Raw genomic sequence first — 22,672 nt, 5'->3', positions numbered from 1 at the left:
GCAGGAATTAGAATAACGGAGCGCCACCGCGAACGCAAGAACTATTTTTGAAAAAGTTTGCAGGCATTTTCCCAAGCGGCTTGCGCGATTGTTTCGGCGTCCTCACCAGTGCGATCGACACGGTCGTTAACCAGCGCGTTTGCCGTAATGGAGATCATTGCGGGCTCGCATTCAAGACCGCGGATGGGCTCCGGAGCCATATACGGGCAATCCGTCTCGAACAAAATGCGGTCGAGCGGGGTCGCCGCAAATGCCTCGCGCACGTCGTCGTTGCGCTTAAAGGTGGCCGCACCACCATAGGCGATATAGCAGCCCAGCTTCACAAAGCGCTCCATCGTGGCGCGGTCCTCGCCAAAGCAGTGCAGCACACAACCGGCCTGGGGCACGCCCACCTCACGAAGCACGTTGTACGCATCCATATGCGAGGTGCGCTCCCCATCCGAGTCCTCGTGCCGCAGGTGCAACTCCACCGGCACGTTACGGCACGCGGCAAGCTCGAGCTGGCGCGCCATGCAGTCAATCTGCACGTTATGAGGTGCCGGCGCGATATCGTCATCATAGTCCATGTGGTAGTCCAGGCCGATTTCGCCAATACCGGCGCATAAGGGGTCATCGAGTGCGGCAACGACCTGTGCGTGAACGTCGTCGGTATAGTCCGGCGCGCCATACGGATGCACGCCGGCAAGATACTTGATCTGCGGGATATCCTGCATCGGCAGAATCTCGCGCGTCAGCCAGTCGCTATAGTCCGTCACGCTGCGCTTATCGGCAATGGGATCGAAGACCGTCACCAACAGGTCGATGCCCGCGGCTTTGGCGCGCACGAGTGTCTCGGGCACTTCTTTGCCCCAAAACGAAAGCAGATGCGCATGCGTGTCAGCAAGCGGTGCCAAGGGCACGGGACAAGCAACCGTCTTCTTTTTCTTGGTAAACGTCACGCGTTCGGCATTAGGCATCATGGATTAGCTCCTGGGCCAGACGGACAAAGTCGGCAACATCAAGCGTCTCGGCGCGCGTGGTGGGTGCGATACCGCAAGCCTCAAAGGCGGCATCGAGCACGTCCTTGGCAAAACCGTTGGCGCTCATGGAATTGCGGATGGTCTTGCGACGCTGAGCAAATGCAGCGTCAATCACGCGGGCCACAAATTCGCGATCGAGTTCTTCGGGCACCACACCGTCAACACGGTCGATACGCACGACGGCCGAGTCCACGTGCGGCGCCGGCATAAAGCAACGCGGCGGCACCTCAAAGCGACCCGTCACCTGCGCATACAGGCCGAGCTTTGCCGTATAGCCGCCATAGGTCTTGTTGCCCGGCACTGCGGCAATGCGATCGGCAACCTCCTTTTGCACCATGACGACAGCGCGCTTAAGCGCGGGCATCGTCTGGAAGAACTGAAGAATGATCGTCGCCGCCACGTTATAGGGCAGATTCGCGACAAACACCGTGGGTTCACCACCGGCGGCCTGCTCAATCTGCTCCGGCGTCACCTTGAGCGCATCGCCCATGATAAAGCGGAAGTTGGCATAGTCGGCGGCGTGGGCATCGAGCACCGGCTCAAGCTCGGGATCGGCCTCAATGGACGTAACGCACGCCGCTTCCTGCAGTAACGCAAGTGTCAACGTTCCACAACCCGGACCCACCTCGAGTACGCGCTCGTCACCTGCAAGCTCGGCAAGCTCGCAGATACGCTCGATCACATGATTGTCGATTAGAAAGTTCTGGCCCAGGCGATGCTTGGTCGCAAGGCCAAACTCCTCCAGCAGCTCCCTGGTGGCCGTGGGGTTTGCCAAAGGCGAAGTTGTCATGGTTGCCTCCTTAGCATGATGGCGGCGTCTTGAAACAAAAGGGCATGGACCGTGGCGGCCATGCCCTTACAGCTAAACAGCAAATTGCCGATATGGCGCTCGCGCGGTCTCTACGCCAGACGCGGGAACAGCGGATCGCCCTTCTCGACGGGCTGACCACCAGCAAGCAGGCCCCAAGCGCAAATGCCCTTGAGGTCGTCGGTCGCGGCCTCGTTCTCGCAGGACAGGCGGCGCAGGGCCTCGGCAGAGGTCTGAGGCATGAGCGGCATCAGCAGGTGAGCGGCAATGCGGATGGCCTCGAGCAGGTTGTAGATCACAAACGCCAGCTCGTCAGCCTTGGCCTCGTCCTTGGCAAGTGCCCAGGGCTCGGAGTCCTCGATGTAGTGGTTGGCGGCGTGGATGAGCTCCATGACCTCATCCTTGGCTCCGCCGTAATCGAGCACGTCCATCTTGGCCATGTAGCGGTCGACCAGGCCATCGGCGATCTTTGCCAGCGGGTTGTCGAACGCATCGAACGATGCGGGCTTGGCGGGCGCGCAACCGTCAAAGTACTTGCCGCTCATGTTGAGCGAACGCGAGATAAGGTTGCCCCAGCTGTTGGCCAGGTCGGCGTTGTAGACCTGCTCCATGCGATCGAAGCTGATGGCGCCGTCGGTACCGGGAACGACATCGGTCATAAAGTAGTAGCGATAGCCCTCGACGCCCAGCATGTCGATAACGTCCTGCGGAGCGATGGCGTTACCGCGGCTCTTGGACATCTTCTCGGCCTTGCCGGTCTCGGCATTGCGCACGGTCAGGAAGCCGTGGGCAAAGACGTGCTCGGGCAGGGCCTCGCCGATGGCCATGAGCATGGCGGGCCAAATGACGCAGTGGAAGCGGATGATGTCCTTACCCACGATGTGGAACTGCGCGGGCCAGCGATAGGCCAGCTCGGCACGCGCCTCGTCGGTGTCGACACCGTAGCCGACGGCCGTCATATAGTTGAGCAGCGCGTCAAACCATACATAGGTCACATGGCCCTCGTCAAACGGAACCTGGATGCCCCAGTCAAAGCTCGTGCGACTCACGGAAAGGTCGTTGAGGCCGCCCTCGACAAAGCTGCGAACCTCGTTCATGCGGAACGCAGGCTCGACAAAGTCGGGGTGCTCGTCATAGAGCTTGAGAAGCTTGTCCTGGAAGGCGGAAAGCTTAAAGAAGTAGGACTCCTCCTGGACGCGCTCAAGCGGACGGTGGCAGTCGGGGCATAGATGCTGGCCGACGCTGCCGTACTCCTCGTCGCCCTTCTGGACCTGCGTATCGGTGAAGTAGGTCTCGTCAGGCACGCAATACCAACCGTCGTAGCTGCCCTTATACAGATAGCCGGACTCCTTCATGCGCTCCCACAGGTACTGCACGGCATGATGCTGGCGCGGCTCGGTGGTGCGGATGAAGTCGTCGTTGGAGATCTCGAGCTTGCTCCAAAGCTCCTTGAAGTGCGGAGCCTGGCTGTCGGTCCACTCCTGCGGCGTCATGCCATGCTTGGCTGCGGCCTCGGCGACCTTCTCGCCGTGCTCGTCCATGCCGGTCAGGAACTTGACGTTATAGCCGGCGGAGCGGCGATAGCGAGCCTGAACGTCGGCGATGATGGTGGAATAAGCCGTGCCCAGGTGCGGATCGGCGTTGACGTAGTAGATGGGCGTCGTGATAAAGAACGAAGGCTTGCTTTGATCCATGGGGTTTGTCCTCCAGAAAAACGTTGCATACAGGGGATGATTCTAGCGCAAGGGCTGGATATCCTCCATCTATTGCATATCGAGCACCATGGCATAGACATCGCGCTTGCGGCGCGAATACTTCTGAGACAGGCGCTTGGCCACCGCAGAGGCGGGCTCCCCCTCCTCGAGCGCGGTGCGGATATCCTCGCGCAGGGCATCGTCGGGATCCGCTACCGCAGCGCCAACCGGCGCGATGCCGGCCTCCTCGTCCTCGCTCGGCGGCGCGATGACCAGCGCAATCTCGCCCTTTACCTCGCCGCGAGCACGCAGCTCCTCGGCAAGCTGGTCAGCGGGCCCGCGCAAGACCTCCTCGTGCAGCTTGGTGAGTTCGCGGCAGACGGCAAGCTCACGCTGGGGAAAGACCTCCGCCACGGCCTCGAGCGTCGCCACGATGCGATGTGGAGACTCGTAGAAGATGAGTGCGCCGGGCACCACGGCAAGGCGCTGCAAACGGCGCACACGGTCGCCGTGCTTTCGGCCCAAAAAGCCCTCGAAGAAAAAATGCTCGCAGGGAATGCCGGACGAAACGAGTGCCGTGACGCAAGCAGAGGGTCCGGGAATAACTTCGACAGGCACATCGGCCTCACGCGCCGCCTCGACCAGCGCCTGGCCGGGATCGGACACGCTCGGCATGCCGGCGTCCGAGGCAAAGGCGAGGGTCTCCCCCGCCAGCAGACGGTCGACCAGGCCGGCAGCGCGGCTAGCGATCACATTCTCGTCGCAACGGACAAGCGGCTTGGAAATACCCAGGTGCATCAGCAGCTTTGACGTCACACGCGTGTCTTCGCAGCAAATGGCATCGGCGGCGGCAAAAGCCTCGCCAACGCGCGGGGACAGGTCGCCTAGGTTGCCGATGGGCGTGCCGACCACATAGAGTTTGCCCGTATGGGCGCTGTTTTGCGTCATATCAACCTATTCAATCATGCCGCGCTCGAGCGTACCGAGCGCCGCGCGGGCGTCCCATGCTGCAATGCGCTTCTCGGTCTTCCACGTTTGGAAGAACCAACCGGCAGCCGGCGCAAACGAAGCCAGCTGGTTGGCGATAAACACGCGCTCGTAGGCATTGCGGCCCTCGGGCGTAACCGACGAGTTAGCAAAGATCGCCGCGCCCGACCATTCGCCCACCAGCACGGGGAACCCAGTCGAAATCGCCTCTTTAAGCTCGCGCTTGTTACGCGAAATCGCCGTCGTCAGCCCGCGGGGGCTCGTGATGTCGAGCGCATACTCGTCGCGGTAATGGTACAGGTGAAGGTCCATGTAGACGTTCTTGTACTTGGCGCCGCGCATAAAATGCTTCCACTCGCTGGGATGCCCCGACGACGAGAAGACGACGATCTTATCCTCGGGCATATACGAACGGACGAGCTCGTAGGCATCGCGATAGAAATTGCGCAGGTAGTGAGCGGGAATGCCATCCGTCATGGTGAAGAGGCTCTTGCGAACGCTCATCTGCGGCGTGTCCAGCAGCTCAATGCCCAGCAGGCTCTCGGCCTCGCCATAGCGATCGGCCAAGCGCTCGAGCACGTCGAGTGCGACATGACGGCCGTTGGTGGACGAATGCCACTCGGCAACAGCCTCCGGCGTGGTGGGCGAATCGTTGGAATCGCCCTGGCCACCGGGCACAGTTGCCAGATCGAGCAGCACGCGGATGTCGTACTTGGCAGCCCACTCAATCGCGCGGTCGATGTAATCGACAACCGATATGTAGGAGGCATCGGACTCCTGTGAGCCAAAGGCATACCAAGGCACCGGCAGACGCACGGCATTGAGACCGATCTGCGCCATGCGACGAAAATCGTCCTCGCTCACAAACGTCTCGTAATGGCGGCGCATGCGCTCGTTATAGGCGGCGGTACCCATGGCCTCCTGTAGCTCGGCCGCGTTGGATGCACCGGTCGCCGCGTACAGCGACGGGGTCACCCAAGGCTCGGGAATAAACCAGCCAGAGAGATTAACGCCGAGTATCCTCTCCATCACTGCCCCCTTCGGATCATGCAGGTCGAACCCGCATCGTATTGCGTAGGATAAGTATCGTTTTGAGTATACCCGCGTGTGCGGACAGGCGACCGAACGGTCTGCAAAGTGACGCGAAAGTGGGAGGAATGTCTGGGAGCAGACGGACTCGGAATGGTGCGACGAGGTGTGTACGCGCGCCGGAGGCAGGCACCGGAAAGTGTGTCCCGTTCTGAGCCCTTATTCTGGGACGCAGTTTCCGCAGAACCCTACATAAAAGAAAAGGACCCCTTTGCAGAGGTCCTAGTCAATTCAAGGTGGCGGGGAAGGGAATCGAACCCCTGACACGAGGATTTTCAGTCCTCTGCTCTACCAACTGAGCTACCCAGCCATTTGAGGTGTGCCTTGTTTCAAGGCTTGATTAGTATAACCAAGGACGCGTTCCGGTCAACCGAGAATTTCAAAAAAGTTTTTGAGCACAGCCTCGGTTCTTTAAATCGGCACGTCAGAGGCATCAGCCGGCAGCAAGAAGTTTTTCGCTCAGAGCCGCACGGGCAAACTCACTTGGCGTCATCCCCTCGGCAGCCGCCCGTCGACGAATGGCCTCCTTCATTCCCAGAGGAATCTTGACCGACAGCGTTGCCGTCCCCTCACCTGAGAGTGGGGGCCGTCCATGCACGATCCCACCAACGGTGTGTTCGCCATCCGGAAACTCTCCGCGCTCGTACGACTCGCACCACGCGTCAATCATTTCATCCGTTACAACCTGACCATTAGCGGCCGTATACGTCTTGCCCATCATCGACCCCTTTGCCGAGCCCGTTCAATCTCCTGCCAAAATTTCTTCTGGACTGGAGACAAGGCATGAATGATAAGCCCCCACGGACAAGCTCGACCGCGACAAGCTCCACGCTTCGTCCGTCTGGGAGCCATCCAATCGCAAGCCATCTCGGCGGCTCGTCCTTCGGCTCGCGACGAATGCACTCAGTAACCGCAAGCCAAGCGCTAAGCACCTGCTTTTCTGTCAGGTGCTTTTTAGCGTTGGGATGGATCTCAACATCCATGCATCTTCTCCTCCATCTTACCCAATTTCGTATGACGAAAGTCCGCTGTCGCCAATTCTTAAGCCGGCACGCGTTGGAGAGCAGGGGTCGAAACAATGATTGAAGGACGCTCTAGTACGGCCCAGGCGCCGGGGCAGGAGCACGTGCGCCAAGGACGAACGCTTTCGTAGCGCGCGAGGATATTGCCGTCGCGATCGATGAAGGCGATGTCGATGGGATAGGCCATAAAACACGTATGGACCGAAGAGCAGCGTGGAAACGCCATGACGAGCGGCAGACCGTTGGCGGCAACCGGACACCGTCCCAGCATGCCGCGCAGGCGCACGGCAAACGACTCCGCCACCACAAACTCGGCCGGCGTCCAACCCAGCCTGTTGAGCGCCCGCGCGTACGCGATGTAGGACGAGACCGCGGTCACATGACCACCCCCGGACGCCATGGATCGACCGTCACCGCGCGCTCGTGCGACAACGTTGTCGGCGCCCCCAGCGGAACGCCAGCGATGCTGAGAGAAGTCGGCCACGGCTCATAGTGCATGGTGCAGGTGTAGGTCCTAAACGTACCGGATAGGGAGAGCAGGCCACCATCCGATGCCTCCGCGCCTTGCTCGCTCGACACTTCGATCTGCAAGCCATAGCCTTCCATGGCATTCAGAATTTGAGTCTGAACCGTCGCCGAGGCATCGACAGAGCTTTCGTCGCCCTCCCCCTCCGACGCCACGGCGTGCGCCAACACGATGTCGGGCACCACGCGGTCGAAGCGCGCGACAGCACTGGCAAAGATCATGACGTTGTACACGATGAGTGCCAGCACCAGCAAAACGGGCGTAACCACTGCCATCTCCACCGTCGCTTGGGCGTGCTCCTCGCGCAGACGCATGCGGATACTCATTACGACCCACCGCCCAGAGCGCCAACCAGCGTGGCGACATCGACGGTGAGCGGGATGGAGCCGCCGCCGGGCAGAGGAATCTCCGCAAGCGTGAACACCGTACCGCTGATGGTGCGTTCGACTTGATATTCCAACGCCTCGCAAAGCGCCTTGGGATCGGTCACGCCCAACGGAATACTTCGCAGCTTGTCTTGCGCTTGAGAGAGACCGGCAATGTCAGACCCCGGACTCTTAATGACGTTGGCGGAATCGGTCAGCACCGGCTTTCGCAGGCGCAAGTCGCACGGTTCCAAACCCAGCGCCGCCACGGACGCCGAAACGGTATCGCCGAGCCACGATGCAATGGAGTCCAACGCACCGTTGCCCCCTCCTGGGCCCTTAATCATCTCGTCCATAAGTTCGTCGGCCGAACCTTGGATGTCTCCGTATCCCACAAGCAGCCGTCCCCAGACATCCATGACGCCATCGAGCACGCCGGCAACGCCACCCGAGCGTTCCTTCAATGTCGAGAAAAATCGCGAAAGCACGTTGTTTTGCGCCGTCGCCCCATCGGGCGCCAGCACCGCGGCAGAGATGGCACCGCGATCGCCAAGCCTGACTGCCGTGTTAAACGAAGAGTTGAGCTCATCGGGGCTCGAGATGGCACCCGAAACCGCAAAGGCAACCACGCCGTTGCGACCGGGCGGAGCGATACGCGGACGCTCACCGGAAAGTTCTTTGATGGCGGTATCGAACGCATTGCCCGCACGGTCGGCTTCGTCCTCGGTCTGACGCTCGAGCTCGAGCTCCTTGTTGCGACAGTCGACGTAGTCCTCCAGGGCGTCTTTAAACTTGTCAAAGTGATACTCGAAGCCGTTTTCGATAGAGGTTGAAGGCGCCGCAACAGCACCAAGCGACAAAACGCCAAAATGGCATTTGCTGCATTTATCCTGTCCATCGTAATCGGCAACCGAAGCAAATCCGCTCGGCGTCCCTTTCTTATAGTTAGGGCAGGTCGTCCCGTAATGCAGATACGCCTTGTCATCGTTCACGCTCGTCGGCCACACCGCATCGGTATAGAGTTCCGTCGCCCGAACCTCATCAGAGTTGCGCGGCAGCAGCGGAATATAGGAGGAAACCCTGTCTCCGTTCTCGGTTATATATGCCCGATCGACCTCCGCGTTCGCATAGGTATAAAACGCCTTACGCGCCGCAGACTCTGCCTTCATCTCGACACTCGAGCCCTGGGGCTTCTCATTTGTCAGACGCCAATGGTAGTAGTCCTTCGCGCGATCAAGGGCAACTTGAGGCTCCCACGTAACGCTCGATGAGTAATGCGGATTTTGAACACCGGAGAGATCCGTTAGGCTTTTCGCACGCTCCCACATGCAAGAACAGCTGCCGACCGAGCCCTTGTCAGACCCACCACAATCCGCCAGCCAAGCACGCTCTTTAGCCTTCGCCGTGTCCTCAGAAGCCTTCCGCAGCTCCTCGGCCGCACACTCTAAATCATCTGATGTGTCTTTAATGGCATCGGTCGAGATCTCGGACCCCTCGAGCGCAGCGAAGTCAGACTCGGATGTCCTGGGCACGGCAAGCGCCGTACCGGTATAGGTCACACTATCGGTATCCTGCGCCGACACCGCCTGCGTGGCACGCGCGGCGATCAGATACGGCAGAGCCGTCTCGATTTTCTGTAAGCCTTCCGATGCGCTTTTGGCAAACTTGTTGCGCGTTTTAATGATCTCAATCCCGGTGTCGACCATATTGCCGGCAACCGGCTCGGCACCCGGGATGAGGATGGCGACCAGGCCCGTCCCGATCGTGGCAAACCCCGCCAGCCCCAGACTCAAGATGCTCGCATCAACCACCGTGGCAGCCGTGTGATAGGACGACACTACGTTGGCACCCGCCAGCGCGCCACTATCAGCCGCCACCTGAGTATCCCCGGCACGCGACATGCTCCATATCGCCGCGGTCGACGAAAACAACAATGTGAGCACCACTAGGATGACCACGGCAGAAGAAAGCGTGGTATAGGCGCCGTCTTCGATAAACAGATCGACACCGGCTCGACCCATAAAGCCGCCTCGTTTGCGGAGAGCGCCTGGTCGACGGCGGGCCGCAAACCCTTGCGTCACCCGCAACAGGCAGCGCCTAATCCCATGCAGCAATCCACGAATCATAATCTCCCTCCAGCCATTCGGGACGCGATTGATACGAGACATCGACCTTGAGCTCAACGTAGCCGCCCTCGGCGGTACCACCCATAGCCTGCGCAAACGCACCGATCACAGGCAACGGCTTGACCTCGCCGGAAACGGACACGGACGAGACGCCACCCGCACCGGCCCGGCCAAGCTCGATATCCCACGACAACGGCCCGCCGGCATGAAAGATCGAAACGTTGGGCACTGCGGCAAGTCGGCGGCGGGTGAACTCCTTAAGATCGTCGTCCTCCGCCGTCGTCGTGGTCATGAGCCGCGCGGTCTCGGCGGCGGCAGACTCCATGACCGCGCGCGTATAGAGCAGGCACACCGGTTGCAGCGCGAGAAGGATGAGTGTCAGAAACGTCGGCAGCAAAAAAGCGGCCTCGACCGTAGACTGCGCCCGGTCCTCGCGCGCGGCATCAATACAACGCGATGTCCTTAGCGGCCGCAGCGGCGTCGATAACCGACGTCGAGGCAACGCCATGGGATGCCGCCCGCTCAACCAGCGCCGCCAAGCGCCCATCGGTGCCGGCAGGCCAAAGTCCCGCGATCGCCAGCACGATCGATAACAGCGCCACCGTGACGATGGCGTATTCGACCGTCGCCTGGGCAGATTCCTCACGCAGGACATCATGCATTTCACGATCCCTCCTTTGAGTCCGTTGCCTGCGGGCTCAGGAGCACGGCGCGCAGACGACACGAAGCATCGCCAGCATCCGCGGCAATTGTCACCATATCGACCCAGCCGCGTTCGTCGCGCACGATGGCGCCCCACACGTTTCCCTTGATGTCGAGATAGCCGCTCAGAGCAAGTTGCGCCGTGGGTACCTCGCGATAGGCACGCAGCATATCCGCCGCCGCTTCGGTCATCGGTCGGTCCTCGGACCATGCAAGCCGGACCGCAATCGCGTTGCCCTCAGGCGAATCCGTCGCAGTGCCAGACCGCTTGTCGAGCGTCCGCAGAAAGGTTTGCGCCGTGACAGCGACATCCGAATCGTCCGCATCTCGCATCTCATCTTTTTGAGACGCCACCGCCGAATCTGAGCCCAAATCGGAGGCGGTCCCAGGACGCTGCTGCCGCGCGGCGTTAAGCCCCCAAAGCACCGCCGCTATCGCCACGGTCAGGCAAGCAAACACCAGCAGCACCCCGATGGGACGCTCGCCCTCTACAGGCTGTTGATGCCCTCGCTGATAGCGTTCCATAGATCTTGGACCTTGCCCTTAAATGCGATGATGGCGATAATCGCGATCACCACGAGCACGCCGACCAAGATGGCATACTCGGTGGTACCCTGTGCACTCTCCTCCTGCAATAGTTCCTTGGCGCGCTGACGAACATGTGCCGCCCGGCAAAACGCCCAGCCCTGGACCTTGCCAGCAGCGTCAGTCATCGTGTTCATGTATTCCTCCCTACATCATCCCGCCTGCTCCCAGCAGCGGGCCCAATATGGACAGAAGCAACGCCGGCAAGATGAGCGTGCCGGTGGGAATCAGCAGCTTGACGGGCGCACGCTCGATCTCGCGCTCGACCGCGGCGCGATGAGCCGCACGGATCTCGCGACTTTGAGCGGCCAGCGTCTCGGCAAGTGGGGCACCCAGGGCGAGCGCCTGCCCCACCGTGATGGCAAAGGTCTCGAGCGCTCGCACGTCCAGGTCGCGCGCGGCGGCCAACAACTCGTCCTCACGCGTGCCCACGCCCACCTGCCACGCCATGCAGGCGCGCTCAAGGCGAAGAGCCAGCACTGACCGGCGGTTGGCGCAGAAAATCTCAAGCGCCGCATCAAACGAAAGACCGGCCGAAAGACCCAAGCGCACAACATCGATCATCTCGGACACTTCGCCGAGCGACACTCGCGCCGGGCCGCCCGCTCCAACCGCGCCCTTCACTCGCGCGGTCAGAGCATCGACCACCGAGCAGCCCGCAGCAATGACCAGTACCGCCTCACGCTTGCACGTCTCTGCAATCTTGCGAGCATCCGCACGCTCCAGACCTGTCGCGGCAAATACGCTCAGGGCACACAGACAAGCCGCGACCCCGACCAGGGCGCTCATAACTCCACCCGCATAATGCGCCGGATAACTACCAGGGCAACGACGTTGAGGGCAAGTCCCAGCACCACGGCGCCCGCACCAGCCGGCGTCGCAAGACCGCGGCGAAAGTCTGCCGAAAGCAAAGCCAGTACCGCGCACATGCCCGCCGGCATCGCCGCGACCATGTGTGCCGACATACGCGCCTGTGACGTCTTAACGTCCAGACGGCGTTTGAGCTCAATGCGCTCACCCACCATGCTCGACGCCTCGGACAGCAAGCCGGCAAGCGGAGCCCCGGTACGCTGCGATACTTTGAGCGCCAAGGTGACAAGCGAAAGGCCGGGGGCATCGATGCGAACGAGTAGGTCATCGAGTGCGTCGGTCGCCGAGATACCGCAATCGATTGCCGCCGCCACCCGCAAAAACTCGGTATGCACCGGCTCTTGCGCATGGGCGCCCACAAAGCGCATGCCCTGTGCCAGCGAATGCCCCGAGGCAAGCGACATGGATAACGCCGTGAACGCCTCGGGCATGGCCTCTTCCACATCATGCTGTTCGCGTCGGCGATCGAAGGTGTCACGCGCGGCACCCACGCCAAACGGCGCCACCAGCCCCAAGACAAAGCCGGTGGGCGACAACGACGCAACGGCCAGCAAAACGCTGCAGATACCGCTCGACAGCAGCAGAAATGCCAGACGAGCCGGGTTATCCTCAATAGCAAGCCCAAGGCGATCTGCGGGGATCAGCGACGCCCACGAGCGGGCAATCTTTGTCAGCAGGTCGTTTTCCGTCAACTCACGCGGCAGCTTCTCCGCCATCGATTCGAGCGTCTGGCGCGCCAGCTCCGCCAGCGGCATCCGCGGCACACGAGGTTCTGCCCCACACGCCGTCGCGACAGAAAGCCCCGCCAAACCCCCTACGACGAGGGGCATAGCGATCTCCATTCGTCCACCTCCTCTTGCGTGAGCGTTCCCGACCGCAAGCCCTCCGCAATAAACGGCGGCTCGCGGTCGAGCGTCCAGGTACGTTCGGCGGCATCGAACGTCACGTAGCGTTCGAGCTCAACACCACCCGACGCGCCGCGGTGAACCCCAGAATATGAGGCCACAAAGCGCCTGCCATCTGCATGGCGCTCGGACATCACGATGCCGTCGAGCGCCATGGCGATCTGCTCTTCGATAAGCTCACTCGGCAAATCGATGCCGTAGCGCGCAAGCAGCGTCAGGCGAACCACGGTCTCCTGCTCGGTACCCGCATGGAGCGTGGTGAGCGAGCCGTCATGGCCCGTGTTCATGGCCTGCAGCATGTCGCAGCACTCGGCACCGCGCACCTCGCCCACGACGATGCGGTCGGGGCGCATACGCAGAGCATTGGTCACCAGGTCGCGAATCGTCACCGCACCCTCGCCCTCGATTGACGCCTCACGCGCCTCCAGACGAACGACGTGTGGGTGATGTGCAAACTTGAGCTCGGCGGAATCCTCGATCGTCACGATGCGCTCGCCGGTGGAAATCTCGCACGACAGCGCGTTGAGCAGCGTGGTCTTGCCCGACCCCGTGCCTCCCGCAACCGCCAAGTCCTGCCGCAACGACACCGCGCACGACAGCAGCTGCGCATACCAAAGCGGCAGTGACCCCAACCCCACAAGCTCGTCCAGCGAACAGATACGGTCCGAGAACTTACGGATAGTGAGGATTGGCCCGTCGATCGCCACGGGTGGAATCACCGCGTTGACGCGATAACCCGTCTTGAGGCGGGCGTTGACGATGGGGCTACGCTCATCGATACGACGGCCGAGCGGCGAGATGATACGGTCGATGAGCACACGGATCTGTTCGTCGTCCTCAAACGCGTGCTCGATGGGATACAAAACGCCACTGCGCTCAAAAAAGGCAGAGCGACAGCCGTTGATCATGATTTCGGTAACGGTGTCGTCCTCGATGAGCGGCTGCAGCGGTCCCAGGCCCACCACGTCATCTAGGATCTCGTCGATGATGGTCTCACGCTCAGGCGTCGCCAAGTCGGTCGGCTCTTCCACGTTGAGCGCCGCCTCCACCGCCGGACGCAGCTCAGAGCGGGCAAGGGCCGGGTCGACGTAGGCACTGATGCGCGCCACCTCGTCGTAGCCCATACGGTCCATCACCGCACGCTTGGTGCGGCGTTTAACGGCACGGTGGCGCCCCGCATCAACGGGGGCAGCCGCGGCGGCCGCGCCAGCGGCTTTAATCCTCGTCTGCAGACTCATCGCGAATCACCCTCACGCGACCAGGGAAGACGAATGCGTGGGCGCTCGGTGCGGGTCGCGCGGTCGGCGACCATATCGCTCCAAGGACCGACGGCGCAGCCCAGCTCCACGAGCATCTCGCGCGTGGCTTCGCGCACGCTGGTCGCAAAAGCGCTCGTCTGACCCACTGCCTCGTCGGCGCGACCGAATGCCATGAGCGCGGCCAAGTCCTGACCGCCATCGGCAATGCGGATCTTGGAGCTCAGTGCGCAGGCAATCTCGAAGCGCATGGCGACGTCCTCGTCGGCACCGCGCGCACCAAACCGGTTGAACACGGCGCTCATGCGTGTGCGCGGCACGCCCACACGGCTCGCCAGCTCAATGACGCGCGAAGCGGATGTCGCGGACGATACTGCCGCATCGCCTACGACCAGGCAACGGTCGCTCGCCGCCACAGCGGCGGCCACGGCATCACCCCAAAAGACCGAGGTGTCGACAAAGACCACGTCGGATTCGCGACGCAAAACATCGAGCAATAGCTCCACCGGACGTGCCATGAGCTCGGCCTTCTCGGGGGCCGCGACAGGTCCCCAGAGCGTGACGCCCGGGGCGACACGCATCGATGCGGCCACGATATCCGGCTCGGCAAGTGCGCCCGCCGCCGACGGCTCGATAAGCGTCGCCATATCGTGCGGGGCATCGACACCCAGCAGATCGTATAGGTTTCCAAACATGAGGTCCAAGTCGAGCACAGCGGCACGCAAACCCAGCAACGACGCCGCATGCGCCATAGTGGCAACGATCGTCGACTTGCCGCAACCGCCCGAACCCGAAACGGCGCAGACAACCGGTGCCCGACGCGAGGGAATCGAAGCGTCCGCCGGCAGCGCGGGGGCTGACGGCGCAGGAACCGGCGACACGGACGCGGGCGATAACATCCCCGTCTCCCCCGCCGCGGTCACGTGCTGAGCCCAAGCCGGCATGGCAGGCTGCCCGGGCTGCGGTTCCGAAGCCAAAGACGCAGCGGCACACGGCTCGCCAGCCCCGGCAAAACCCTCGACCTCGTCGAGCTCATCGGCCAGATTTACGCCGTGCACGTATCCCATATCTTCAGCCAGAACGTCATCGCCATACGGCACCGGCCCTCCAGCGTCATCGTATGCAAGGGGGTCCCGGGGGCGCCGACCATGCTCGGCTTCCGCTTTTCCATATTCATCAACACGCGGGCCTCTTGTAGCGCGAGGCGCCCCGGGTTCCCTATCAACAAAAGCATCGGGCTCAATCGTCATGCGCCAATCGGAATCAACCGTTCCCTCACCCGCGCGCCCGTTGCCGCACAAACTGTGCGCAGCGATGACCTCGGTCGCCCCCGCGCGAAACAGCCCTTCGATATCCGACGGGTCGAGTGTCTCGATCAACACGACGACACGACTCACGCGGCCCTCGGCCGTCAGGCGCGCAACGGTCTTCCGCACGTCTTCGGTATCGAACAGAGACGCCGCGATGATGGCGGCACCGCGACGCGACGGAAACGCCCGCGCCATGGATACCAGCCCGTCCAGGTCGCCCACGCGAAGCACCTGCGCGCCCACATCGCGACCCTCGACTTCCTGCTGTAGCAGCCCGTAATCGCCGCATGCGCAGCACGCAAGCCAGATCGCCTTCATCACTCGTCGCCTCCGCTCTTTTTGCCGCGCACCGTGGCGGGAATCGTCAAGCTGACCGTTCCCTTTCCCGAGGCTCCCAGCAATTCCTTGACATCTTCGGGGTCTGCCGCCAGCGTCACCCACTCGATCTTGCCTTCACGCGTGGTGCCGGCATCTTCGCTGGTATCGATCACGTACGCGCCGCACAGCCGATCGGTTACGCCGTCTTTTTGCACGTACACGTCCACGTAGCTGCCCACGCCCGCAGCACCGCCGACCGAGCGCTCGGCATCGACCGCCACCGAAACGGCGACCTTGCCCTTAGGTACCTCGAGCATGTGGCTCTCGGCCTTGGTGTAGACATTGCAGATCACGGCGTTTTTGGGAATACGCGAAGTCGTCACGTCGCCGCGCACCTGGCGTAGCTCGGTCGCCGCGTCACGCGGCAGCAGACTCGTCAGCCACTCCTGGGTTATGACATTGGTCTCATCGAGGGTCTCACCCACATCGATATCGCGCGCCGCGACGCATACCTCGACGCGATCGCCACCGTACTTGGCCAAGGTCTCAGCCTGGACCTGTTCGGCTTGCGAGCGGATCGACGAGCCGTAAACCATGCAGAGCAGAGCAGCGAGCACGCCCGCGACCAGACTGATGGCGATGCGCTTGCTCTTGTTCACGGCCGCTCCTCTCATGGCAGTGCCGGGCGAATGCCCGTACCACCATTGTCTGGGCGGCCAGAGTGCAAAGCGGCGCAATCGCAATCTTGGTTTTCGATGTCAAACCAATCGCTGACCAAAAGCTGACCAGCCCGTCAAGCTCGTGGCAAGGTTTTGGTCAGCACGTCAGCAAACTGCATGTTTCGAGGCTTTTCCGCAGCAAAAAAGCCGTCTCCCGAACAGTTGGGAGACGGCTGTCATAGGAAAAATCAATTACAGATGGACATCGGGATCGAGCATTTGAGCGCTCACGCGCATGGATGACGCCAGATTTTGGAAAGTTTCCAGACGCAGGCTGTCGATCTGCCCGGCGTCCTCGGCCTCGCGAACGGCGCAACCCGGTTCGTGGGTATGCGTGCAGTCGCCAAACCGGCACGCACGCGATGCCTCGACAATCTCGGGGAAGGCGCGTGCCAGACCCCGCTCGTGACCCACGAGCGGCAAACTGCGCAGACCCGGGGCATCGGCGATCACGCCGGCGTCGCCCGGCAGCGCCACCATCACGCGCGCGACGGTAGTGTGACGGCCCTGGTCGTCGCGTTCGCGCACACCGCCGGTCGCCAACGTATCGTGGCCCAGCAGTGCATTGAGCAGCGTCGACTTGCCGGCACCCGACTCGCCCAGAATCATGGCGCAGCTCCCGGCAGGCACGCAGGCACGGACCTCGTCCAGACCGCGGCCCTCGGCAGAAGACGTCACGATCACGCGCACGTCCGGACCCACCAGGCGGCGCACGCGGTCCAGATCGCGCTCGAGTTCCTCGGCATCGCAGCGGTCAGCTTTGGTGAGTACCACCACCGGCTCGGCATCGCAGTCGAGCGCCAATACCAGCGAACGCGCCACACGGTCGAGCAGCACCTCGCCGGCACCGAGCGCCTGCACGATTAGCACGCTATCCACGTTGGAGCAGAGCACCTGGCGCTCTCCGCGGGCACGGCCGCGCCAACGCTCAAAGCTCGTACGGCGCGGCAGCACGCATTCAATCACGCCCATATCGTGCCCGGGAGCGCGGCGCACCGCCACACGATCGCCCACGGCAGGCAGCAGGACCTCGTCCCCACCGCGCGACTTGGCAAATCCCACGGCATGCTCGGCGCGGAAGGTATCGTCGGCAGTCGCCACCAGCGGAAACCCACGATCCAAGCGCACCACGGCGCCAAGCTGCATCTGCTCGGGCTCCTCGGCATGTGCGCAGAAATCATCAAAGGCAGCCTGCTGAGCTTCATCGACCGGCAGGTCATCAAACGCCGGAACATCCTGCAGCGCGTCAAGCCCCGGTACACTCGCCAGCAACTCCTCAGCAGATGCAGGGGGTTCGGTCGCGAGCTTCCGACGACGATCACGCTTAGCCCGCGCCCCCGTCGTCTTTTTCTTCGCCTTAGCCTTAGCCTTAGCCACAAACGCCTCCCAGCACCAAAAATCACAACTGAGCAGGTATTTTCCCACAAAAAAAGAGTCGGTCGAGCAAATGCTCGACCGACTCACACACTTTCCCTCAGCCTTTATCATCCACACGGGAGAAAAGTCAGCAACGTCACCGCAGGGCCCGCCCGCCGAGAGGGGTTTCCAAAGGGCACATCCTTTATTCAAAACGAGCGGCCGAGCAATTGCTCGGCCGCTCACCTTCTTTCCCTCAGCCCTTTTTCATCCGCGCGGGAGAAAAGCCAGTAAGGATACCGTAGGGCCCACCCTGGGAGTGTTTTCTTCTGAGCGATCCCGCAGCGCGAAGCGCGAGGACCAGCGAAGAAGAAAACACGCAGGGGCGGGCCCGGACAGGTTAACTTACTCCTTCTCGACCGCGCGCATGATCGCCTTGTAGATCTCCATCAGCGGGATGATCAGGAAGGCCAGGCCCAGGGCAGCGACAACGCCCTTGAGCTCAAGCGTCACGGGGCCAAAGAACATCTCGGCAAGCGTCGGCTGCACGGTCACGATCACCGTCAGCACCAGTGCCAGCGCGGCGGAAGCCCACAGCCACTTGTTCTGCTTCTTCATGGTGAACAGCGACGCACGACGGCTGCGCATATTGAAGCAGTGGAAAATCTCGACCATGTTGAGCGTGATGAACGCCATCATCACGCCTTCCTCGTCGGCATTGCCGGCGATCATATCGGCGATGTGGATGTAGCCCATGTCAAAGTACACGCCCACAAAGAAGCTCGCCAGCACCAGCGCGGTGATGATTAGGCCCTGGACCACGCAGTCCAGACCCATATGTCCGGCAAAGACACCGTCCTTGGCGTTGCGCGGCTTGCGCTTCATGATGTCGCCCTCGGCATCCTCCATGCCCAGCGCAAGCGCGGGGAAGCAGTCGGTGACCAGGTTCACCCACAGCAGCTGCACCGGCTGGAAGATGGTAAAGCCGATGAGCGTGGCGATAAACACCGAGAACACCTCGGCAAGGTTGGCCGAAAGCAGGAACTGGATGACCTTGCGGATGTTGTCGTAGATGCGACGACCCTCTTCGCAGGCGCCGATGATGGTAGCGAAGTTGTCATCGGCAAGTACCATGTCGGCGACGTTCTTGGTGACGTCGGTACCGGTGATGCCCATACCAACGCCAATGTCGGCGCGCTTGATGGACGGGGCGTCGTTGACGCCATCGCCCGTCATGGCCACGATCTGGTCGCGCGACTTCCAAGCCTCGACGATGCGTGTCTTGTGCTCGGGCTGGACGCGGGCGTACACGCCGTAGTCCTCGATGTGCGCGTCGAGTTCCTCGTCGCTCATGCGATCGAGGTCCGCGCCGGTGATGGCCTGGCTGCGATCGGCGACGATGCCCAGCTGCTTGGCGATGGCCACGGCGGTGTCGATATGGTCACCCGTGATCATGACGGTGCGAATACCGGCATCGTGGGCCTCGCGGATGGCGTCGGCGACCTCGGGGCGGACAGGGTCGATCATGCCGGACAGGCCGCAGAAGACCAGGTCGTGCTCGAGCGCAGCGGGGCTGCAGTCGCTCGGGACCTCGGTGTAGGTGCGGCTTGCCAGCGCCAGCACGCGCAGGGCCTCGTCGGCCATGGCCTTGTTGGCGGCCACGAGCTCGGCACGGCGCTCCTCGGTCAGGGGGACGACCTTATCGCCCTCGTAGATATGGGTGCACAGGCCGATCACCACGTCGGGCGCGCCCTTGGTGTACTGCTCATACTCGCCGTCAAGGGTCTCGACGACCACGGACATCATCTTGCGGCCCGAGTCAAACGGGGCCTCGCCCACGCGCGGGTGCTCGGCAGTCAGGCCAGTGAGGCCCGCCTTGCCGGCATCGTTGACGAGCGCACACTCAGTCGGCTCACCCACGGCCTCGCCCAGCTCCTCGTCCCACTGAGCATCGGAGCACAGCGCCATGCCGGCCAGGAACTTCTCCTTGGGCGCAGCGAGCTCGTGCTTGACGACGGTCATCTTGTTCTGGGTAAGGGTACCGGTCTTGTCGGAGCAGATGGTCTGTGTGCAGCCAAGGGTCTCGACAGCAGAGAGCTTGCGGATAATCGCCTGGCGCTTGGCCATCTTGGTCACGCCAAGCGAGAGGACGATGGTCACGACGGCAACCAGGCCCTCGGGGATGGCGGCGACGGCGAGCGAGACGGCAACCATAAAGGTGTCGAGCAGGGCAGTCGGGTCGGTAAGAACGTTGCCCACGCCGTGGCGGATGATATCAACGCCAAAGATGACGACGCAGATGACGATAACCATAATGGTAAGGATGCGGCTGAGCTCGGCGAGCTTCACCTGCAGCGGCGTGAGCTCTTCCTTGGCCTCGGCCAGGGCGCCGGCGATCTTGCCCATCTCGGTGTTCATGCCGGTGCCGACCACGACGGCGCGACCGCGGCCGTACACGACGGTGGAGCCCATATAGCACATGTTCTTACGGTCGCCGAGCGGCACGTCATCGGTGCCCGCAGCGAGCTCGATCACGTTGGCGTGCTTCTCTACGGGCACGGACTCGCCGGTGAGCGCGGCCTCTTCGATCTTCATCGTGGCGCTCTCGAGCACGCGGCAGTCGGCCGGGACGGAGTCGCCCGCCTCGAGCATGATCACATCGCCAGGCACGAGCTCGGCGCTCGGCAGGTGCACGAGCTTGCCGTCGCGCAGCACCTTGGACTGCGCCGCACTCATCTCCTGCAGGGCCTCGAGGGCCTCCTCGCTCTTGGCTTCCTGGACCACGCCCAGCACCGAGTTGACGATAACGACGAACATGATGATGGCAACATCGGCAAAGTCGGGCTCGCCCTTGACCATGCCCGTGAGCGCACTGATGACGGCGGCAACGATCAGCATGATGACCATGGGGTCGGCCATCTGCTCAAAGAAACGCTTCCACAGCGGTGTCTTCTCGGCTTCCTCGAGCTTGTTAGGGCCTGTCTTGGCGAGGCGCGAAGACGCCTCGTCGTTGCTCAGGCCGAGGTTCTCATCGACACCTTGGTCGCTGAGCACCTCCGCCGCGGCGGACAGGTATTCCTTTTGCATATAGAGTCCCCTCCTGGGATTCGGGCCACTCAGCAGATTGATGCCCGATCATAATTCCCAGGAGAAGGGCAAGGGCTCATCAAGGCTGCCGTGCTGAGCGGCAGTTGATAGTGGAGCTATGGTACCCCAAAGCGACGCGTCTAGCCAAAACAATCGGTTTGGAAATATGGTCCGCACGCAACGGTGCAGACCGTGTGATGCTCAACATTGGTAAAACGTTTTTTCTTCGGCACATCGCCAAACTGACATATCTCCCAGATAGCAGCGGTTGGAGTGGTTGGTAAAGATTTTTCATATACCGTTTTTCCCGCAAAAAATGAACTTCCATTTCGGCATACGGTCGATTTTTTGGGGTATTCGGTCGGCATTTCGTTATAATCATCTCGGTTTTATTTCTTATGGTTTATCTATCAGCGCAAGACGATGTCAGATGGAGGTCTGAATGTACAAGCGCACTAAGATTGTATGCACCATGGGTCCCGCCTGCGATAGCGACGAGACCATCCGCGAGATGATCAAGGCGGGCATGAACGTCGCCCGTTTTAACTTCTCGCACGGCTCCTACGACGAGCACCACGGTCGCATCGAGCGCGTCCGCCGTATTTCCAAGGAGCTCGGTCTGCCTGTCGGCATCCTGCTCGACACCAAGGGCCCCGAGGTCCGCACCGGCCTTCTGGTCGACGGCAAGAAGGTTGCCGTCAAGACCGGCGATAAGATCGTCGTCACCGCTCAGCCCACGTCCGAGGATTTCCACGGCACCGCTGAGCACATCTCCCTCGACTACCTGGCTCTGCCTTCCGAGGTCGAGAAGGGCTCCCTCATCCTGATCGATGACGGCCTGGTTGCCCTCGAGGTCGAGTCCGTCAGCGGCCAGGACATGACCTGCGTCGTTAAGAACGACGGCCTGATCGGCGAGCGCAAGGGCGTCAACATGCCCAACGTCAACATCTCGCTGCCCGCCATCACCGAGCGCGATCGTCAGGACATCCTCTTTGGCCTGACCGAGAACATCGACTACATCGCCGCTTCCTTCATCCGTGACGGCGAGTCCGTCCGCGGCATCCGCAAGCTTTGCCGCGAGAACGGTGGCGAGCACGTGACGATCTTCCCGAAGATCGAGTGCGCCCTGGGCGTCGAGAACTTCGACGAGATCCTCGAGGCTTCCGACGGCATCATGGTCGCCCGTGGCGACCTGGGTATCGAGATCAAGCCCGAGCTCGTTCCGCACATCCAGAAGGAGATCATCGCCAAGTGCAACGCGGCCTACAAGCCCGTTATCACCGCTACGCAGATGCTCGACTCCATGCAGCAGAACCCGCGCCCGACGCGCGCCGAGGTTGCCGACGTTGCTAACGCCATCTACGACGGCACCGACGCCGTTATGCTCTCTGGCGAGTCCGCTGCCGGTAAGTACCCGGTCGAGGCCGTTAAGATGCAGGCTAGCATTGCTCTCGAGACCGAGAAGTACCTCCCGGCCCACGCTCCGCTCGAGGTTCCGGCCGACGCTCACGGCACCCGCGTCGTCAACAACGTTGTGGGTATGTCCGCTGTGAACATGGCCACCACCGTTGGCGCCAAGTGCATCACCGTGCCGACGACCACCGGTCGTACCGCACGCCTGATCTCGCACTTCCGTCCCAACATGCCGATCTGCGCGTTCTCCCGCCACGAGTGGGCCGTCCAGCAGATGATCATGTACTGGGGCGTTATCCCGCACCAGGCCGAGATTACCCAGGGCACCGTCAACGGCACGATCGTCAAGGCGATCGAGACCGCTAAGGAGCTCGGCTACGTCGAGGCCGGCGATCTGACCGTCGCTACCGCCGGCGATCCCCGCATGAGTGTTCAGCTCGAGGACAAGGTCTCCTCGACCAACGTCGCTTACGTCGCTCAGGTGCGCTAAATCGCACTTGCAAGCATGCTTGCAT

General features: G+C 61.9%; 22 protein-coding genes and 1 tRNA gene. 1 reads left to right on the top strand and 22 read right to left on the bottom strand.

From position 1 onward, the window contains the following. Nucleotides 1–41: 41 nt before the first annotated feature. The 22 genes from DW171_RS05875 to DW171_RS05770 all read right to left on the bottom strand — a co-directional run bounded on the left by DW171_RS05875 (nucleotide 42) and on the right by DW171_RS05770 (nucleotide 20,744). Nucleotides 42–959, bottom strand: a complete 918-nt coding sequence (locus tag DW171_RS05875) for a TatD family hydrolase (protein WP_117563695.1) — start codon at nucleotides 957–959, stop codon at nucleotides 42–44. After that, complete coding sequence (gene rsmA, locus DW171_RS05870) at nucleotides 949–1,809, bottom strand: 16S rRNA (adenine(1518)-N(6)/adenine(1519)-N(6))-dimethyltransferase RsmA (protein WP_117876698.1); 861 nt, start codon at nucleotides 1,807–1,809, stop codon at nucleotides 949–951. Before rsmA ends, DW171_RS05875 begins: the two co-directional genes overlap by 11 nt. A 110-nt stretch (nucleotides 1,810–1,919) precedes the next feature. Further along, on the bottom strand, nucleotides 1,920–3,521 hold the full coding sequence (gene metG, locus DW171_RS05865) for a methionine--tRNA ligase (protein ID WP_089572678.1): 1,602 nt from the start codon (nucleotides 3,519–3,521) through the stop codon (nucleotides 1,920–1,922). Between the two features lie 69 nt (nucleotides 3,522–3,590). Beyond that, the gene (rsmI, locus tag DW171_RS05860) at nucleotides 3,591–4,469 is read right to left on the bottom strand and encodes a 16S rRNA (cytidine(1402)-2'-O)-methyltransferase (protein ID WP_089572680.1); all 879 of its coding nucleotides are present in this window, start codon (nucleotides 4,467–4,469) and stop codon (nucleotides 3,591–3,593) included. A gap of 6 nt (nucleotides 4,470–4,475) precedes the next feature. After that, nucleotides 4,476–5,537, bottom strand: a complete 1,062-nt coding sequence (locus tag DW171_RS05855; protein WP_055309641.1) for a glycoside hydrolase family 5 protein — start codon at nucleotides 5,535–5,537, stop codon at nucleotides 4,476–4,478. A gap of 297 nt (nucleotides 5,538–5,834) precedes the next feature. Next, nucleotides 5,835–5,907: transfer RNA gene (locus DW171_RS05850), tRNA-Phe, on the bottom strand. A 123-nt stretch (nucleotides 5,908–6,030) separates the two neighbouring features. Next, nucleotides 6,031–6,315, bottom strand: a complete 285-nt coding sequence (locus tag DW171_RS05845; RefSeq protein WP_035137167.1) for a ribbon-helix-helix domain-containing protein — start codon at nucleotides 6,313–6,315, stop codon at nucleotides 6,031–6,033. After that, on the bottom strand, nucleotides 6,290–6,580 hold the full coding sequence (locus DW171_RS05840; protein ID WP_117583813.1) for a hypothetical protein: 291 nt from the start codon (nucleotides 6,578–6,580) through the stop codon (nucleotides 6,290–6,292). Before DW171_RS05840 ends, DW171_RS05845 begins: the two co-directional genes overlap by 26 nt. Nucleotides 6,581–6,638: 58 nt before the next feature. Continuing rightward, on the bottom strand, nucleotides 6,639–6,998 hold the full coding sequence (locus tag DW171_RS05835; protein ID WP_233539115.1) for a DUF192 domain-containing protein: 360 nt from the start codon (nucleotides 6,996–6,998) through the stop codon (nucleotides 6,639–6,641). Then, nucleotides 6,995–7,471: a hypothetical protein gene (locus tag DW171_RS05830; RefSeq protein WP_118270706.1), complete on the bottom strand. Its 477-nt coding sequence runs from the start codon at nucleotides 7,469–7,471 to the stop codon at nucleotides 6,995–6,997. The genes DW171_RS05835 and DW171_RS05830 overlap by 4 nt, the downstream gene beginning before the upstream one ends. Then, on the bottom strand, nucleotides 7,471–9,531 hold the full coding sequence (locus tag DW171_RS05825; RefSeq protein ID WP_118270705.1) for a hypothetical protein: 2,061 nt from the start codon (nucleotides 9,529–9,531) through the stop codon (nucleotides 7,471–7,473). The genes DW171_RS05830 and DW171_RS05825 overlap by 1 nt, the downstream gene beginning before the upstream one ends. 76 nt (nucleotides 9,532–9,607) lie before the next feature. Next, entirely contained in the window at nucleotides 9,608–10,144 is a 537-nt protein-coding gene (locus tag DW171_RS05820; RefSeq protein ID WP_117563703.1) for a TadE/TadG family type IV pilus assembly protein, read from the bottom strand. Further along, entirely contained in the window at nucleotides 10,080–10,298 is a 219-nt protein-coding gene (locus DW171_RS05815; RefSeq protein WP_117637386.1) for a hypothetical protein, read from the bottom strand. Before DW171_RS05815 ends, DW171_RS05820 begins: the two co-directional genes overlap by 65 nt. A 1-nt stretch (nucleotide 10,299) precedes the next feature. Beyond that, the gene (locus DW171_RS05810) at nucleotides 10,300–10,863 is read right to left on the bottom strand and encodes a hypothetical protein (RefSeq protein ID WP_147357345.1); all 564 of its coding nucleotides are present in this window, start codon (nucleotides 10,861–10,863) and stop codon (nucleotides 10,300–10,302) included. Beyond that, on the bottom strand, nucleotides 10,827–11,060 hold the full coding sequence (locus tag DW171_RS05805) for a hypothetical protein (protein ID WP_118270703.1): 234 nt from the start codon (nucleotides 11,058–11,060) through the stop codon (nucleotides 10,827–10,829). The genes DW171_RS05810 and DW171_RS05805 overlap by 37 nt, the downstream gene beginning before the upstream one ends. A gap of 10 nt (nucleotides 11,061–11,070) precedes the next feature. Beyond that, nucleotides 11,071–11,712: a type II secretion system F family protein gene (locus DW171_RS05800; protein WP_118270702.1), complete on the bottom strand. Its 642-nt coding sequence runs from the start codon at nucleotides 11,710–11,712 to the stop codon at nucleotides 11,071–11,073. Beyond that, on the bottom strand, nucleotides 11,709–12,635 hold the full coding sequence (locus DW171_RS05795; protein WP_118270701.1) for a type II secretion system F family protein: 927 nt from the start codon (nucleotides 12,633–12,635) through the stop codon (nucleotides 11,709–11,711). The genes DW171_RS05800 and DW171_RS05795 overlap by 4 nt, the downstream gene beginning before the upstream one ends. Next, complete coding sequence (locus DW171_RS05790; RefSeq protein WP_118270700.1) at nucleotides 12,608–13,936, bottom strand: CpaF family protein; 1,329 nt, start codon at nucleotides 13,934–13,936, stop codon at nucleotides 12,608–12,610. The genes DW171_RS05795 and DW171_RS05790 overlap by 28 nt, the downstream gene beginning before the upstream one ends. Continuing rightward, nucleotides 13,933–15,582, bottom strand: a complete 1,650-nt coding sequence (locus tag DW171_RS05785) for a P-loop NTPase (RefSeq protein ID WP_118270699.1) — start codon at nucleotides 15,580–15,582, stop codon at nucleotides 13,933–13,935. Before DW171_RS05785 ends, DW171_RS05790 begins: the two co-directional genes overlap by 4 nt. Further along, nucleotides 15,582–16,241, bottom strand: a complete 660-nt coding sequence (gene cpaB, locus DW171_RS05780; protein ID WP_233539114.1) for a Flp pilus assembly protein CpaB — start codon at nucleotides 16,239–16,241, stop codon at nucleotides 15,582–15,584. The genes DW171_RS05785 and cpaB overlap by 1 nt, the downstream gene beginning before the upstream one ends. A gap of 252 nt (nucleotides 16,242–16,493) precedes the next feature. Further along, nucleotides 16,494–17,678 (bottom strand): ribosome small subunit-dependent GTPase A, encoded by a 1,185-nt coding sequence (gene rsgA / locus DW171_RS05775; RefSeq protein ID WP_233539113.1) that lies wholly within the window; start codon nucleotides 17,676–17,678, stop codon nucleotides 16,494–16,496. Nucleotides 17,679–18,062: 384 nt separating this feature from the next. Beyond that, nucleotides 18,063–20,744 (bottom strand): cation-translocating P-type ATPase, encoded by a 2,682-nt coding sequence (locus DW171_RS05770; protein WP_118270696.1) that lies wholly within the window; start codon nucleotides 20,742–20,744, stop codon nucleotides 18,063–18,065. 442 nt (nucleotides 20,745–21,186) lie between these two features. Between DW171_RS05770 and pyk the strand changes: the two genes are divergently transcribed. Then, entirely contained in the window at nucleotides 21,187–22,647 is a 1,461-nt protein-coding gene (gene pyk, locus DW171_RS05765; RefSeq protein ID WP_117637393.1) for a pyruvate kinase, read from the top strand. Nucleotides 22,648–22,672: the final 25 nt, after the last annotated feature.

Origin of the sequence: Collinsella sp. AM15-2 (assembly GCF_003471985.1) — a bacterium.
Taxonomy (GTDB): Bacteria; Actinomycetota; Coriobacteriia; order Coriobacteriales; family Coriobacteriaceae; genus Collinsella.
Note: the sequence above shows the minus strand (reverse complement) of the source record. Positions and strands in the feature narration are given on the sequence as shown.

Excerpts from the sequence above, each read along its gene's own strand:
- DW171_RS05795 (WP_118270701.1), bottom strand. The coding sequence starts at position 12,635 with ATGGAGATCGCTATGCCCCTCGTCGTAGGGGGTTTGGCGGGGCTTTCT.
- DW171_RS05815 (WP_117637386.1), bottom strand. The coding sequence starts at position 10,298 with ATGCATGATGTCCTGCGTGAGGAATCTGCCCAGGCGACGGTCGAATAC.
- DW171_RS05845 (WP_035137167.1), bottom strand. The coding sequence starts at position 6,315 with ATGGGCAAGACGTATACGGCCGCTAATGGTCAGGTTGTAACGGATGAA.
- DW171_RS05770 (WP_118270696.1), bottom strand. The coding sequence starts at position 20,744 with ATGCAAAAGGAATACCTGTCCGCCGCGGCGGAGGTGCTCAGCGACCAA.
- metG (WP_089572678.1), bottom strand. The coding sequence starts at position 3,521 with ATGGATCAAAGCAAGCCTTCGTTCTTTATCACGACGCCCATCTACTAC.
- DW171_RS05855 (WP_055309641.1), bottom strand. The coding sequence starts at position 5,537 with ATGGAGAGGATACTCGGCGTTAATCTCTCTGGCTGGTTTATTCCCGAG.
- DW171_RS05820 (WP_117563703.1), bottom strand. The coding sequence starts at position 10,144 with ATGGCGTTGCCTCGACGTCGGTTATCGACGCCGCTGCGGCCGCTAAGG.
- DW171_RS05830 (WP_118270706.1), bottom strand. The coding sequence starts at position 7,471 with ATGAGTATCCGCATGCGTCTGCGCGAGGAGCACGCCCAAGCGACGGTG.
- DW171_RS05785 (WP_118270699.1), bottom strand. The coding sequence starts at position 15,582 with ATGAAGGCGATCTGGCTTGCGTGCTGCGCATGCGGCGATTACGGGCTG.
- pyk (WP_117637393.1), top strand. The coding sequence starts at position 21,187 with ATGTACAAGCGCACTAAGATTGTATGCACCATGGGTCCCGCCTGCGAT.
- DW171_RS05825 (WP_118270705.1), bottom strand. The coding sequence starts at position 9,531 with ATGGGTCGAGCCGGTGTCGATCTGTTTATCGAAGACGGCGCCTATACC.
- rsmI (WP_089572680.1), bottom strand. The coding sequence starts at position 4,469 with ATGACGCAAAACAGCGCCCATACGGGCAAACTCTATGTGGTCGGCACG.
- DW171_RS05790 (WP_118270700.1), bottom strand. The coding sequence starts at position 13,936 with ATGAGTCTGCAGACGAGGATTAAAGCCGCTGGCGCGGCCGCCGCGGCT.
- DW171_RS05800 (WP_118270702.1), bottom strand. The coding sequence starts at position 11,712 with ATGAGCGCCCTGGTCGGGGTCGCGGCTTGTCTGTGTGCCCTGAGCGTA.
- DW171_RS05810 (WP_147357345.1), bottom strand. The coding sequence starts at position 10,863 with ATGGAACGCTATCAGCGAGGGCATCAACAGCCTGTAGAGGGCGAGCGT.
- DW171_RS05875 (WP_117563695.1), bottom strand. The coding sequence starts at position 959 with ATGATGCCTAATGCCGAACGCGTGACGTTTACCAAGAAAAAGAAGACG.
- DW171_RS05840 (WP_117583813.1), bottom strand. The coding sequence starts at position 6,580 with ATGGATGTTGAGATCCATCCCAACGCTAAAAAGCACCTGACAGAAAAG.
- rsmA (WP_117876698.1), bottom strand. The coding sequence starts at position 1,809 with ATGACAACTTCGCCTTTGGCAAACCCCACGGCCACCAGGGAGCTGCTG.
- DW171_RS05805 (WP_118270703.1), bottom strand. The coding sequence starts at position 11,060 with ATGAACACGATGACTGACGCTGCTGGCAAGGTCCAGGGCTGGGCGTTT.